Annotated in this window: 14 protein-coding genes; all 14 read left to right on the top strand. The window is 68.5% G+C overall.

Annotation, left to right across the window (positions count from 1 at the left end; genetic code table 11):
• The first annotated feature begins 219 nt into the window (after positions 1 to 219).
• Complete coding sequence (locus AS594_RS42935; RefSeq protein WP_069932947.1) at positions 220 to 414, top strand: hypothetical protein; 195 nt, start codon at positions 220 to 222, stop codon at positions 412 to 414.
• 31 nt (positions 415 to 445) lie between these two features.
• A complete protein-coding gene (locus AS594_RS12940) occupies positions 446 to 880 on the top strand; it encodes a VOC family protein (RefSeq protein WP_069932948.1) in 435 nt (144 codons plus the stop codon).
• Positions 881 to 1,420: 540 nt separating this feature from the next.
• On the top strand, positions 1,421 to 2,311 hold the full coding sequence (locus tag AS594_RS12935) for a hypothetical protein (RefSeq protein ID WP_069935100.1): 891 nt from the start codon (positions 1,421 to 1,423) through the stop codon (positions 2,309 to 2,311).
• 195 nt (positions 2,312 to 2,506) lie between these two features.
• Entirely contained in the window at positions 2,507 to 3,214 is a 708-nt protein-coding gene (gene cpaB, locus AS594_RS12930; RefSeq protein ID WP_069935099.1) for a Flp pilus assembly protein CpaB, read from the top strand.
• A gap of 10 nt (positions 3,215 to 3,224) precedes the next feature.
• Positions 3,225 to 4,856: a CpaE/TadZ family protein gene (locus AS594_RS12925; protein WP_069927182.1), complete on the top strand. Its 1,632-nt coding sequence runs from the start codon at positions 3,225 to 3,227 to the stop codon at positions 4,854 to 4,856.
• Entirely contained in the window at positions 4,853 to 5,242 is a 390-nt protein-coding gene (locus AS594_RS12920; RefSeq protein ID WP_107357938.1) for a TadE family protein, read from the top strand. The genes AS594_RS12925 and AS594_RS12920 overlap by 4 nt, the downstream gene beginning before the upstream one ends.
• Before the next feature lie 73 nt (positions 5,243 to 5,315).
• Positions 5,316 to 6,848, top strand: a complete 1,533-nt coding sequence (locus AS594_RS12915; RefSeq protein ID WP_240508997.1) for a TadA family conjugal transfer-associated ATPase — start codon at positions 5,316 to 5,318, stop codon at positions 6,846 to 6,848.
• 7 nt (positions 6,849 to 6,855) lie between these two features.
• On the top strand, positions 6,856 to 7,791 hold the full coding sequence (locus AS594_RS12910) for a type II secretion system F family protein (RefSeq protein WP_069927180.1): 936 nt from the start codon (positions 6,856 to 6,858) through the stop codon (positions 7,789 to 7,791).
• A 160-nt stretch (positions 7,792 to 7,951) separates the two neighbouring features.
• Positions 7,952 to 8,839 carry a DUF5936 domain-containing protein gene (locus tag AS594_RS12905; RefSeq protein ID WP_069927179.1) on the top strand — a complete coding sequence of 296 codons (888 nt, stop codon included), beginning with the start codon at positions 7,952 to 7,954 and terminating at the stop codon, positions 8,837 to 8,839.
• A gap of 5 nt (positions 8,840 to 8,844) precedes the next feature.
• Positions 8,845 to 10,638 carry a sensor histidine kinase gene (locus AS594_RS46115; protein ID WP_079148705.1) on the top strand — a complete coding sequence of 598 codons (1,794 nt, stop codon included), beginning with the start codon at positions 8,845 to 8,847 and terminating at the stop codon, positions 10,636 to 10,638.
• A 97-nt stretch (positions 10,639 to 10,735) separates the two neighbouring features.
• Complete coding sequence (locus AS594_RS12895; RefSeq protein WP_069932951.1) at positions 10,736 to 11,839, top strand: response regulator transcription factor; 1,104 nt, start codon at positions 10,736 to 10,738, stop codon at positions 11,837 to 11,839.
• Between the two features lie 191 nt (positions 11,840 to 12,030).
• Positions 12,031 to 12,267: a hypothetical protein gene (locus tag AS594_RS12890; RefSeq protein ID WP_069932952.1), complete on the top strand. Its 237-nt coding sequence runs from the start codon at positions 12,031 to 12,033 to the stop codon at positions 12,265 to 12,267.
• Between the two features lie 41 nt (positions 12,268 to 12,308).
• Positions 12,309 to 12,869 (top strand): hypothetical protein, encoded by a 561-nt coding sequence (locus AS594_RS12885; RefSeq protein WP_069932953.1) that lies wholly within the window; start codon positions 12,309 to 12,311, stop codon positions 12,867 to 12,869.
• Positions 12,870 to 12,903: 34 nt separating this feature from the next.
• Positions 12,904 to 13,515, top strand: a complete 612-nt coding sequence (locus tag AS594_RS12880; protein WP_069932954.1) for a hypothetical protein — start codon at positions 12,904 to 12,906, stop codon at positions 13,513 to 13,515.
• Positions 13,516 to 13,519 lie beyond the last annotated feature (4 nt).

Genomic DNA, 13,519 nt, shown 5'->3' with positions numbered 1-13,519 from the left:
CGGTGGCCACCGTTTGTTGTTGGTCGTTGGTTGTGCGTCGTTCGTTGTTGGTCGATAAAATGGTTCAGACCAATTGAGTTGTCAAGTCCTCTGGCGCAAAGGCGGGTTGTGCCCGGGGAGGGCGCGCCGAGTGCCGGGTCGGTCGGTCCCACGTGTCCGGTGGACGGCCGCCTTCTCGGGGCACTGTCCGCGAGGCGGGTTTTCGTTGATGATGTCCACGTGATCACCCGCGTCAGCACCCTGCTCTCGGCGTTCGGCGTCCTCCTCGGCATGGTGCTGCTCGCCCTGGCCGTTCGTGAGTACGCGGCGGGGGCATCGGCTCTGTGGGTGGGAGCAGGGGCGCTGTTCGTGCTGGGTGAGGTCTGTGCGCTCGTACGCGATGTTCGCCGCTTGCGGGTGGAGTCGGCGGCCTGAGGTTGTCAGTGGTGCGCAGTACGGTCCTGTCATGGCAGCCAGAATCGATCTGACCCTTGATTGCACGGACGCGCAGCTCCTGGCCGCGTTCTGGAAGGCGGCGCTGGGATACATCGACGAGCCGCCGCCCGCTCCCTTCAAGACTCGGGAGGAGTGGCTCGCGCAGTTCGACCTCCCGGAGGACGACTCCGCGGACGACGGTGCTTGGCTCTGCGATCCCGAGGGGGTGGGGCCCCGGCTGTCCATTCTCAAGGTTCCCGAACCCAAGACGGCGAAGAACCGGCTGCACATCGACGTCCGGGTGCCGGGTCACGGCACCGCCGATGCGCGGTGGGAACGGATCAGGGCAGAGGCCGAGCGACTGGTGAAAGCGGGTGGGACCGTCCTGGAGGAGTTCGAGGGGCACCACGTGGTGATGGCCGACCCGGAGGGCAACGAGTTCTGCGTCGCCGCGGCCTCGGCCTGAGGGAACATGTCACCCTGTGGCGGCTTGTGTCGCGTGCCGCAGGTGTACCGAAATCATCAATGCCGACATGGGGCCTTGAGCGGCTGACCGAGCCGACGACGCCGGAGGTGCTTGCCCGGTGCCCGGCGCCCGGCGCCCGTGGCGAGTGGGCTCCGTCGGCAGGCGGAATGCCCCGTCTGACGCACACGGCGGACACGCCGTACGGCGGCACCGTCAAGCGGAACGGCCGGCGACGTCCAGTTGCATATACAACTCGCGCGCCCCACCCGCGCACAGTGCGGCTCGCAGCTCGCAGCTCGCAGCTCGTTTGTCGCCCGGGCGGCCGGCTGTCCACAGGGCTGGGTGTGGGTACCGAGCGAGCCCCACCCACCTACCCCCAACCCGGGGCCTCAACTCCCTCATCTGCGCAGCCGCACAAGAAAAATGAAAAGTGTTCTGCACCACGTAGGTCGTGGATAAAGTGCTGGTGCAGCACGACGGAGCAGCATCGATCTGCGGACGCCGGGATCAGCGGCGTACGGAGTGAACGGGGAAACCAACGTGCCGACCGCGATCGCAGTCACCAGTGCCGATTTGGTGTTGCCGCCCACCGATCCGCAGACGCCGACCGCCGCCCTGCTCCAGGCCCCGGACGCCCAGCCGCTGGAAGCCGCGCTCATCGACATGAACGTGATGCTCGAACGGTACGGATACGTCGTCGCCGTCTACCCCGCGTCGATCCCCACCGCCCACGAGCGCCGTCTCCACATCATCCGCTCGATGCTGGAGACCGACCGGCTCGCGCTCCTGAAACTCGATCTGCCGCCGCTGGGCATCGCCGTACTCGTCCGTCAGCTCCGGCAGTTGTCGATCTGCGACTTCAGCCCGGGCGTGGTCGCATCGGCGGCGAGGCTCCTCTCCCACTACATCTACGCCGGTGCGCTCCTGAACTCCGTCACCAAGCTCGACCGGGTGCCGGTCAGTCTCAAGTCGCACGCGAAGTCGTGGATGCCGGGTACGCACTTCGGTGTACTGGTCAATCCCGCACCGCAGTTGATCAAAATCAACAGCGGTGGCGATCTCGGCCACAGCGGCGGCCCGGTCCTCCCCGGACCCGAGTTCGCCACCCAACTCCTGGTCGGAAAAGGAACTCTGGCGTCCGAATGGGTCACCGGCACGCTCGCCCCCGCCTGGCAGGTTTCCGGCGTTCAGGAATCCGCCCTGCCCGGCGACTCCCCGCGCTGGTGGGGCACAGCGAAGATGATCGAGTTCGCCGCCTACCTGCCGGACATTTCCGTGCTCTACCAGCTTGTGGCGTCCGTACGGCGAGAAAAATGCCACTGGTGCGGCACCGAACTCATCGGTGACCGCTGCGGGTTCTGCTCGTCGCCCCTCACGCCGCACGAGAACGCGTCTCGTGCGGTCGGTGTCCTGAACCGGGGGTCGTCCTAGCGCCGCGCGGGGCACGATATTCCTCAGGCAGCGCACCTGTTCCACGCACCACTGTCACCCGCACCACCGCACCACCGCACCACCGCTCCGCGTCCACAGCTCCAGCCCAGCCCAGCGAAGCCGGCCCAGCCCAGCGAAGCCACAACCCCAAGCATGTCCGTGACCCGACGTTCCTGATCGAGGTAGCCCCACTCCATGAACTCACGTCAGCGCCGCGGCGTCATTCTGCTGCTCCTGTCGGTTCTCTGCGCCTTCGGGGCGTTCGCCGGCGTGCTCTCGGTGATCAGCGATGTGAACTCCAAGGTGGGCCCCGAAGTCTCGGCGTACCGGCTGAAGGACGACGTAGCGCCGTACAAGCAGCTCGACGCGGGGCAGTTCGAGAAGATCTCGATGCCGAAGCGGTGGCTTTCGGCCAATGCCGTGACCGACATCTCGGAGGTACGCGGAAAGATCGCGGTGACCCAGCTCCAGAGAGGTTCCCTCCTTCAGAGCGACATGATCGTGAAGAAACCCGAGCTGGGCTCCGGGGAGCAGGAGATCGCGATCATGATCGACGCGGCCACCGGTGTCGCGGGCAAGATCAACCCCGGTTCGCGGGTGAATATCTACGCGACCTTCGAGGGAGAGGACGAGGGGCAGCCGAACAAGTCGCAGGTCATCGTCTCCGGTGCCCGCGTGCTCGACGTAGGCAAGATCACCGCCCTGGAGCCGGGCAAGAACGACCGCAGCCGCCGGGCCACCGACGCCGTACCGATCACGTTCGCCCTGAACACACTCGATGCCCAGCGCGTGGCGTACGCGGAGTCCTTCGCCGAGCATGTGCGCCTGGCCCTCGTGGCCGACGGCAGCGACACGACCATCTCGCCGCGCGACCGCGAGTACACCCTCGACGGGGACAAGTGAGGACCGGCGTATGACGACTCGTATCCTCCCGGCGGTCGGCGACCCTGACGCCGCCCGCGCCATCACCACCCTCCTCAGCCAGCTCCCCGACGCGGAACCGGCCGGGCCCGTCACCGATTCGACGTCGCTCCTCGACACCCTCGCGCGGCTGGCGGGCGAATCGCTCGACGAGCTGCCCGAGGTCGTCCTCGTGCATGAGCGCATCGGTCCCGTGCCCGCGCTGGAACTCATCCGCGAGGTCGCACTCCGCTTCCCGGCGGTCGGCGTCGTCCTCGTCACCGCCGACACCGGCCCGGCGCTCTTCACGGCCGCCATGGATTCCGGCGCACGCGGCCTGGTCGGGCTGCCGCTCGGTTACGAGGAACTGGCGGCCCGCGTGCAGGGCGCCGCCTCCTGGTCCACGGGCGTACGCCGCCACCTCGGCACCGGGCCCGATGTCTTCTCGGGGCCCGGCGGCACGGTGGTGACGGTGACCGGCGCGAAGGGCGGCACCGGGGCCACGGTCGTGGCCGTGCAGCTCGCACTCGCCGCGAAGGCGTCGGGGCGTACGGTCGCACTCGTCGACCTGGACCTCCAGTCGGGGGACGTGGCGTCGTACCTGGACGTCCAGTTCCGCCGCTCGATCGTCGACCTGGCCGGCATCGCGGACATCTCGCCGCGCGTACTCCAGGACGCCGTTTTCTCTCACCCCACCGGCATCAGCCTGGTCCTCGCACCGGCCGAGGGCGAGCGGGGCGAGGAGGTCACCGACCGGGTGGCGCGGCAGGTGGTGAGCGCGCTGCGCAACCGATACGAGGTCGTGGTCGTCGACTGCGGCACGCAGATGAACAGTGCCAACGCGGCGGCCGTCGAGATGGCCGACCAGGCGCTTCTCGTCGTCACGCCGGACGTGGTGGCGGTACGGGCCGCCAAGCGCATGGTGCGGATGTGGGACCGCCTCCAGATCCGCAAGGCGGAGGAGACGACCACCGTCGTCAACCGCCACAACCGGAACACGGAGATCCAGCCGCCGCTGGTGGAACGGATCACGGGCACGAAGGTGGCGCGGGCCGCGATCCCCGCCAACTTCAAGGAACTCCAGGCGGCCACGGACGCCGGCCGCATGCAGGACCTGGACAGCCGGGGCACGGTCAAGCAGGCCCTGTGGGCGCTGGCAGGCGAACTGGGCCTGGTGAAACCGGCGGCGGGCGCGGGAGGCAAGGGCGGCGGGAAGCTCGTGCGGAGCGACCGGGGGGCGGTCGGTTTCCGAGGGAGAGGCAAAGACCGCGACCGGGGCGCGGTCACGGTCGAGCTCGCGGGAATGGCGCCTCTGATCATCTTCGTGATGGTCGCGATGTGGCAGGCGGTCCTGTTCGGCTACACGTTCTCGCTGGCGGGCAACGCGGCGGACGAGGGCGCTCGGGCGGCCACGGCGGCGGCCACGAGGGGTGACGACCCGGTGGCGGCATGCGTGGCCGCCGCGCAGGAGCGTCTGCCGTCGTCGTGGCTGGCGGACGCCGATGCTCCCTCCTGCCGCGAGGAAGGCAACCTGTGGAAGGCCGAGGTCGGCCTCAACACCCCGGTGCTCTTCCCCGGAGTCGGCAGCTTTCCGTGGGACGTGTCGGGCAGTGCGGGCGCCGCGATGGAAGGGGACGGGCCGTGAGACGTCTACTGCGCCGGATCGGCGGGCGGGAACGCGACCGGGGCGCGGCCATCCTGGAGTTCGCCGGCTTCCTGCCCGTCCTGCTGCTGGTCGCGATGGCCTGCATCCAGCTCGGCATCGTCGGTTACGCCGCCTCCCAGGCCGGTACCGCGGCACGGGCGGCGGCGCGTACGGAGGCGCAGGAGGAGTTGCGGGGGCAGGGCACCGCGACCGGCAAGGCGGCGATGAGCGACTGGCTGGCCGAACGTACGGACATCTTCGTGGACGACGGCCCCACCGTCACCGCCCAGGCGGTGGTGTCCATCCCTTCGGTCGTCCCCGGCATGGACGATTTCGGCGAGATCGAGCGTTCCGTCACGATGCCCGCCGACAAGGAGGAACCGTAACCGCCCCGCTCCGTACGAAAGGTCCCTACGAAGGAAGCGCACGAGCGATCCGCACCAGCGAGGAGTCACGCACATGAGTCTGCGGGCACGCATCACCGCCCCCGACGAGCACGCGGGAGGGCGGGAAGACGGCCATCTGGTCGCCACCTACCGGACCAAGCTGCTGGAGGAGATCGACCTCGCGGAGATGTCCTCGCTCGCGGCGGCCGAGCGGCGGGCCCGGCTGGAGCGCGTACTCGCCCACATCATCAGCCGCGAGGGGCCCGTCCTCTCCACCGCCGAGCGCTCCCAGCTCATCCGCCGCGTCGTGGACGAGGCGCTCGGACTCGGCGTACTCGAACCGCTCCTCGAAGACGCGTCCATCACCGAGATCATGGTGAACGGCCCCGACTCGATCTTCGTCGAACGGGCCGGCCGGGTCGAGCAGCTCCCCATGCGCTTCGCGTCGAACGAGCAGCTGATGCAGACCATCGAGCGCATCGTCTCGACCGTCAACCGCCGCGTCGACGAGTCGAACCCGATGGTCGACGCCCGCCTGCCGTCCGGCGAGCGCGTCAACGTCATCATCCCGCCGCTGTCCCTCACCGGCCCGACGCTCACGATCCGCCGCTTCCCACGGGCGTATCGCCTCCAGGAGCTCATCAACCTCGGCACGCTCGACGAGCAGATGCTGATGCTGCTGTCCGCCCTCGTGCGGGCCCGCTTCAACGTCATCGTGTCCGGGGGCACCGGTTCCGGGAAGACCACCCTGCTCAATGCGCTGTCCGGCCTGATCCCCGACCACGAACGCATCATCACCGTCGAGGACGCGGCCGAACTCCAGCTCCAGCAGGCGCACGTCATCCGCCTGGAGACCCGGCCGCCCAACGTCGAGGGCAAGGGCCAGATCACGATCCGCGATCTCGTACGCAACTCCCTGCGCATGCGCCCCGACCGCATCATCGTCGGTGAGGTGCGCGGCGGCGAGACGCTCGACATGCTCCAGGCGATGTCGACCGGCCACGACGGTTCGCTCGCCACCGTCCACTCGAACAGCGCCGAGGACGCGCTGATGCGGCTTCAGACGCTCGGCTCGATGTCGGAGGTCGAGATCCCGTTCGAGGCGCTCAGGGACCAGATCAACAGCGCCGTCGACGTCATCGTGCAGCTGGCGCGCATGGCGGACGGTTCCCGCAAGATCAGCGAGATCGCGATTCTGGTGTCCCACGGCCGGGAGCGGTTCCAGATCGCCACCGTCTCGCGCTTCGTCGCCCAGCCGATGAGCGCGGACCGTGTCGTCCACGGCCGGTTCGAACACCTCGGGCTGCCGCGCCGCATCGCGGACCGGCTGCACCTCGCGAACGAGCCGATTCCGCCCGCGTTCGGCGTGGTGGACCTCGACGACCCGCTCGGTCCGTCGTACCCGCAGAGGCCGTCGTACGCGCAGAGTCAGCCGTACACGCAGAGTCAGACGTACGCGCAGAGTCCGCCGTACGCGCAGAGCGCGCTCGATTCGCTCGGCCGGTCCGGTTCGCCTGGTTCGCCCGGTTCTCCCGGTTCGCAGAGCCCGCCGACCCCACCCGGCCCCAACCCGCACAGTGCGCTCAACGTACGAGAGGTCCAGTAGGTACGCCATGAACAATCCCGCAATGCTGGCGATCGGCAGCACACTGCTCTGCGGCGCCTTCGGCGTAGCCGGACTGCATACGTACGTCTCGGGCAAGGCCGCGCGGGCCGCCCTCGTCGACCGCCTCGCCATCACGGGCCCGAACGGCGTCGGCCGCCAGCGGCGCTTCACGGGTGTCGACCGGCGACTGCGCAGGACGGCGCTCGGCAAGAGAATCCACCTGCGGCTCTCGGCGACCGGACTCGACCTGACGGCGGGCGAGTTCTTCGTCTACGTGGTCGTCGGGGTGGCCGCCCTCTGGCTGATCGCCTCGTCCGTACTGGCGCCTTTCTTCGGCCCGGTGGCCGGCCTGGTCGCCCTCTGGGGTGCCAGCGCGTTCCTCAACTGGCAGCGGCAGAAGCGGATCGAGGCATTCATCAACCAGCTGCCCGATCTGTCCCGGATACTCGCCAACGCCACCGCCGCCGGACTGGCCCTGCGTACCGCGCTGAGCATGGCGGCCGAGGAGCTGGAGGCCCCGGCGGGCGAGGAACTGGCGGGAGTGGCGAACCAGTTGGCGGTCGGCCGGTCGATCGACGACGCGCTGGGGGAGCTGGCGGAACGGCTGCCGTCGCGCGAGCTGGTCGTCCTGGTCACGACGCTGGTGCTCTCCAACCGGGCCGGCGGCACGGTCGTCGGATCGCTCCGGAACCTCACCGAGACGCTGGAGGAACGGAAGGAGACGCGACGCGAGGTCCGCACCATGCTCTCCGAGGTCAATGCCACGGCGTACACGATTCCGCTGCTCGGCCTGGGCGCGATGATCATGCTCAACTCGGTCACGCCGGGTTCCATGGCCCGGATGACCAGCAATCCCGTCGGGCAGATCATCGTGATCGTCGCCATAGGGCTCTACGCGCTGGGTTTTGTCGTGATGCGCCGCCTGGGAAAGATCGATGTCTGAGCCCGGCCACGTGAGGCGACGAACCCGGCCTCGGCCCGGCCACGTGGGGCGACGAACCAGGGCTCGGCCCGGCCACGTGAGGCGACCAACCCGGGCTCGGACCCTCACCCGCCGCTGACATCAGAATCGCCCGTACGAGCTGAAACAGGAGGTATCCGGCATGGCACTGCTTCTCGCGCTGGTGGTCGGACTGAGCGTCGCGGGCGCGTTCCAGGGCATCAGGATGTACCGCGCCGAAGCCAAGATTCCCGGCGACCTGGCCGTCGCGCTGGAGATCGGCGCCTCGCGCGTCTCGGGGACCGAGTCGGCGGTGGACCGCCTCGGTATGCGCTTCGCCCCGGCCGTGCTGCGCCTGATGGGCCCGAGGCGGGTCGACAAGAAGCGGCGCAAGATCGACATGGCCGGCAACCCCGGCGGCCTCACCATCGACCGGTACGCGGCCCGGCGTGCCGTGTACGGCCTGTTCGGCGGGTTCTCGGCCCTCGTGCTGCTGCTGAAGGACCTGCCGCTCTTCGGTGTCTTCTGCATCGCGTACGGGCTGTTCGCAGCGGATGTCACCATCTGGCAGGCCATCCGCGAGCGCAAGGACGTCATCGAGCGGACCCTGCCGGACTTTCTCGACGTACTCGCCGTGGTCGTGAGCGCGGGGCTCGGATTCCGGCAGGCGCTGGACCGCGTCGCGGAGAAGTACGAAGGCCCGTGGGCCGACGAACTGCGCATCACCCTGCGCCAGATGGACATGGGTGTGAGCCGGCGCCAGGCTTTCGAGGAGCTGCGCAGGCGCAACGAGTCCGAACAGGTCTCCCAGTTCGTGACAGCGCTCCAGCAGGGCGAGGAACTCGGCGCGCCGATCGCCGACACCCTGATCCAGATCGCCAACGACATGCGCCGCACCGATGCCCAGAACTCCCGGCGCCGCGCCGCGAAGGCGATTCCCAAGACGACGGTGGTCACGCTCGCCTTCATGGTGCCGGCGACGCTGCTGCTGATCGTGACCAACATGTTCCTGGGGTCGGAGACCGACTTCGGCTCGGTCTTCGGCGGCTGACGGCCATGGTGTCGCTTCCGACGTTCCGGCTCGGGCGCGGGCTCCGGGGCGGGCTCACGGGCGGGGCCTCTCGCGGGCAGCGGGACGAGGGTGCGGGAGAGGTCTCGCGCGGGCCCCGGTTTTCGGCGGCGGGTGGCGGTACGGGTATCTCGCGCGGGCCCCGGTTTTCGGCGGCGGGCGGCGGTACGGGTGTCTCGCGCGGGCTCCGGTTCGCGGCGGCGGGAAGCGGCCCGGGTGCGGCGCTTCAGGGCGGTGTGACCGGGCCCGAGGCGGCTCCCGCGTCCGCCCTCGCCGACGACGTACCGGCCCCCAGCATCCCGATCCAGATCAACGCCCTCCAGGCGCTGTGCCGCCAGGTGTTCGGCTTCCGCCTTGCCATGATCGCGCTGGGCGCGCCCTTCGCGCTAGCCAGGGCCGGTGGCCAGTTCGGCGGGTGGCTGGTGGGCGGGGCCGTCGTGTTCAGCTTCGTGGGCTCGTACGCGATGCTGCGCGACTGGGAGGTGTTCGGCCCCCTGCTCATCAAGTACCGCACGCTGATGGGCGTGGACGTGGTCTTCGGGTCGGTCCTGCTGCTGACGGCCTCACCCGACTCGGCCCTCGGCTACGCCACCGTCTGTACGCCGCTTCTCGCCGGCCTGCTGTACGGGTGGCGGGGTGCGGGCATCTTCACCGCGATCCAGATCCTGCTGCTGGTGGCGGCCTACACGGCGTGGGCGGAACGGATGGCGAGCCCGGCCAGCACGCTGCTGATAAGCGGGTTCTGCGTGGCGGCCGGGATCATCGGCGTAACGCTACGGAATCTGATGTTCCGCTTCGGGGCTGCCACGCAGGCCCTCTCCGAGGCCAACGCCCGGCTCGCGGTCACGGACGCCGTGGAGGGCGAGCGGGCGCGCCTCGCGCGCGAGATGCACGACTCGGTGGCCAAGACCCTGCACGGCGTCGCGATGGCGGCGGAGGGGCTGGCGCAGTCGGCCGACCGTATGGACCCGCTGACCGTCAAGCACCAGGCGGGCATGGTCGCCCGCTCGGCGCGGCGGGCGGCTGCGGAGTCCCGGGAGATCCTCTCGGACCTGCGCCGGCAGGCGGATTACGACACCGGGGGAGTGGTCGTCGGGGACGAGCTGGCGGCGCGTCTGGCGGATTTCGGGAAGCGGACGGGGATGCGGACAGAGTTTCGCGTGGTGGGCGAGGCACCGCAGGCGCCGACGACCGGCACGGGCACCGATCCCGCGGCTGCACCTCTGCCGGCGCCTGCGCCTGTGCCCGCACCTGGTGGGGCTGCACCTGTGCGCGCACCTGTGCCCGCAGCGCCTGGGGCTGCACCTGTGTCGGCGCCTGGGGCTACACCTGTGTCGGCGCCTGTGCCGGAGTCTGGTTCTGTCCCCACCGTTCCTCATGCGATCGCGCGCCACCTCCTGACCATCGCTACGGAGGCCATGGAGAACAGCCACCGTCACGCCCACGCCTCGCGCGTGGCAGTGGAGTTCGGCGTCTTCGGCGGAGTGCTGCGCATCAGTGTGCTCGACGACGGTCGCGGTCTGCCCGCCGGCATCAGCCTCGACAACCTCCGCAAGGCCGGTCACTTCGGGCTGGTGGGGATGGTCGAGCGGGCGGCGGGAATCGGCGCCCGTATCCGCATCGGGCGGGGTCGCAGCGCGGGAGGAACCGAAGTACGCCTGGAACTGCCGACGGCGGCGCTGGTGCCGGCGGGCGCGACCGGCCCGCGATCGCTCTCCCCCTTGCCGGCGCTGCCACCACTGCCCCCACCACTGCCCCCGCCGAGGCGGCACTCGAACTGACCGAACGAGCCCCTGGCGATCCGAGCCATCAACCCACTGACCGCCCACGACCATCCGTTACTCGTCCCCAGTTACCCTCCCGAGAGGAGGCCGCACCATGCCGGACGAAAGCTCGTACAGCTCCGGGCCCCGTCAGTCCGTGTCGTCGCCGTCCCACGTCTCCCAGCACACGTCGTCGCACACGATCGAACCCCGCTCGGAACACACCCCCGCCGGGGTCCGCGTTCCCCCGCCGGCGGCGGCATTCCCTGATCCGTCCCCCGACCCTTTCGGCCCGCCGTCCCTCCTGCGGATCGTCGTCGCCGACGACAATCCGGTCGTACGGGCGGGCCTTGCCGTCCTGCTCGGCGGTCGCGACGACGTCGAGGTCGTCGCGGAGGCGGCAGACGGCCGCCAGGCCCTTGCCGCGGCTCAGCAGTACAGGCCGGATGTCGTGCTGCTGGATGTGCGGATGCCGGGCGTGGACGGCATCTCCGCGTTGCCGTACCTGGTGCAGGTGGCGCCGGTGATGATGCTGACGTACAGCCGCGAGAGCGAGATCGTGCGGGAGGCGTTGCGGTTGGGCGCGGGGGGCTACTTGGTGCACGGCGAGTTCACTGCGGAGCAACTGGTCGGAGCCGTACGGGACATCAAAGAGGGCCGCGCCCACTTCTCGGCGTCGGCCCAGGACGCGTTGCTGGCGCATATGCGGGGTGGTGGCGGCGCTGTACCCGGCGGGACGGGACCGGAGCTGTCGGAGCTGCCGGAGGGGCTCGGCACGGTGTACGCGACGGGGCGGCCCTACACGGGCGCGAGCCGGATCCCTGGCCACGCGGTGGGGCGCGATGCGACTGCACATGCTCGACCCGCGACCAATGAGGGGCCAGATGTCTCGAATTCGAGGCGACTGAACGAAAGCTCTTCGCATCTGCAATCTGACATGGCACAGTATTCAACGGATCGGCAGCGGTCGCAGGAGGGCCGACAGGCCCAGCGGGCGCGGAACGTACAGGACTTCGGGCTGAGCGCGCGGGAGGTGGAGGTCATGGACCTGATCGCCTCAGGCATGAGCAACCAGCAGATCGCCGCCACGTGCTTCATCAGCGAGAAGACCGTCAAGAACCACATCAACCGCATCTTCGCGAAACTTCACAGCGCGAGCAGGAGTGAGGCGATCGCGCTGTGGCTGGGATCGGCGAGGGGGACGACCAGTCATGGCTGAGCGGACGACGGCGGCGGTGGCGCCGAAGAAGAAGCAGGCCCAGGCCGACCTTTGGGCCCACAGTTGGGCCCACGGGCCCTCTGGCGGACGGCGTGTCCCGACGTACGTTTCTCGTGTCGCGGGCGGCACCGGCCAGGAGGAAGCCGGTACCGGCGGGACGCCTACGTCGGCCCAACTCGGAGGGGTACCCCATGTCGAACAACCTCACGCTCAAGACCGCGACGAAGGCCCAGCTCGCCATCAGCAGCTGGCGCAACACGGTCGTGTCCCGCATGCAGAAGCGAGCGGACGAGGGCGCGAGCGTCGTGGAGTACGCCGGCTTGGTCGTCGTGATCGCGCTGATCGTGGTGGCGGTACGGGAACTGGATCTGGACGACACGATCTCGGAGGCCATCAGCGACGCGGTGGAGGACATCACCGGCGGCTGATCCTCTCTGCGGCACGGCAGGACCGAGGGCAGACCCTTCCCATGTACGTCGTGGTGGTGGGGGGTCTGCTCTTTCTTGCGTTCGCGTACTTCGCCTTCGCCCAGGCGGCCGTGGCCCGCAATGGTGGGCAGTCGGCCGCTGACGCCGCCGCGCTCGCCGCTGCGCAGGAAGTACGGGACGAATTGACCGACGGTTTCATCGATGGCCTCGATTCGCCGGATGAACTGGCTGACTGGCTTGCCGGTAAGGGATTCATCGGCAATGGGCGGGCAGCCGCCGAGCAGCTTGCGGCTGAGAACGATTCGGGTCTTCGAAATTTTACAGAAACTCAGGTAGGCGGCAATCCAGCCTTCAAGGCGGAGATCGAGACGAACTACACGGTGGGGGACTCGATCATCCCGGGCACGGAGAATATTCGCGCCGAGGCTGATGCCACAGCAGTGATCGAGCCTCGCTGCGGTATTAAGCTTGGCAGTGATCTTTCGAAACTCGTTGAGATCGAATGTGACGACGGCGAGCATTGGGAGATTGACCCGAAAGACTTCACTGAAGCCGACTTGCCCTACCCGAACGATCTGTTCTCTGTTCATCTGGCCGAGTAATGGCGAGCGACGCACTGAGAAAGAAGAGTTACTGATGAGCATGCGGCACACCATGAAGGCCCGAAGGGCACTGACCGCGGTGGCGATCACGACTGGCTTGGTTCTCACGGTGGCTGGTTGCGGCGGTGATGGAGGCGATGGAAAGTCCAACGATGGATCGTCCTCTTCGACTCCGACCGGCAAGGGAAGCGAGGGTGGCGAAGAACCGACGGAGAGTGAGTCGCAGCCCCCCGCAGCAGACACTGTGCTGGCTGAAGTGACGGGTGGTGACGACAACACCACTCTGATTATTAATTCAGCAGTGCGGGACCAGGGGGGTTTCCTCACAGTCAACGGAAAGCTCAGGAACGGTAAGGGTGGTAGCTGGGTCCCGAACTCGTGGCGAGGTGACGAAAAAGAACTTTCTGGCAACGGAAGTTCGATGGCAGGTGCCTCACTGGTTGACAGGGTAGGTAAGAAGAAGTATCTCATCCTTCGGGATACCGATGGTCGTTGCCTCTGCACTCAGTTCTCCGGAGCCTTCAAGGAGAACGAGGAAAAGTCGTGGTTCGCTCAGTTCCCCGCCCCGCCAGCCGATACCACGAAGGTCGACTTCCAAATCGCTGACATGCCCGTGGCGTCCATTGAGATTTCCGATGGCGAGTAACCCT

It is taken from the genome of Streptomyces agglomeratus, from assembly GCF_001746415.1.
GTDB lineage: Bacteria > Actinomycetota > Actinomycetes > Streptomycetales > Streptomycetaceae > Streptomyces > Streptomyces agglomeratus.
Note: the sequence above shows the minus strand (reverse complement) of the source record. Positions and strands in the feature narration are given on the sequence as shown.

Bases quoted from the DNA above. Each gene is read 5' to 3' on its own strand.
- AS594_RS46115 (WP_079148705.1), top strand. From the start codon at position 8,845: ATGGTGTCGCTTCCGACGTTCCGGCTCGGGCGCGGGCTCCGGGGCGGG.
- AS594_RS12925 (WP_069927182.1), top strand. From the start codon at position 3,225: ATGACGACTCGTATCCTCCCGGCGGTCGGCGACCCTGACGCCGCCCGC.
- AS594_RS12910 (WP_069927180.1), top strand. From the start codon at position 6,856: ATGAACAATCCCGCAATGCTGGCGATCGGCAGCACACTGCTCTGCGGC.
- AS594_RS12880 (WP_069932954.1), top strand. From the start codon at position 12,904: ATGAGCATGCGGCACACCATGAAGGCCCGAAGGGCACTGACCGCGGTG.
- AS594_RS12915 (WP_240508997.1), top strand. From the start codon at position 5,316: ATGAGTCTGCGGGCACGCATCACCGCCCCCGACGAGCACGCGGGAGGG.
- cpaB (WP_069935099.1), top strand. From the start codon at position 2,507: ATGAACTCACGTCAGCGCCGCGGCGTCATTCTGCTGCTCCTGTCGGTT.
- AS594_RS12905 (WP_069927179.1), top strand. From the start codon at position 7,952: ATGGCACTGCTTCTCGCGCTGGTGGTCGGACTGAGCGTCGCGGGCGCG.
- AS594_RS12890 (WP_069932952.1), top strand. From the start codon at position 12,031: ATGTCGAACAACCTCACGCTCAAGACCGCGACGAAGGCCCAGCTCGCC.
- AS594_RS12885 (WP_069932953.1), top strand. From the start codon at position 12,309: ATGTACGTCGTGGTGGTGGGGGGTCTGCTCTTTCTTGCGTTCGCGTAC.
- AS594_RS12940 (WP_069932948.1), top strand. From the start codon at position 446: ATGGCAGCCAGAATCGATCTGACCCTTGATTGCACGGACGCGCAGCTC.
- AS594_RS12895 (WP_069932951.1), top strand. From the start codon at position 10,736: ATGCCGGACGAAAGCTCGTACAGCTCCGGGCCCCGTCAGTCCGTGTCG.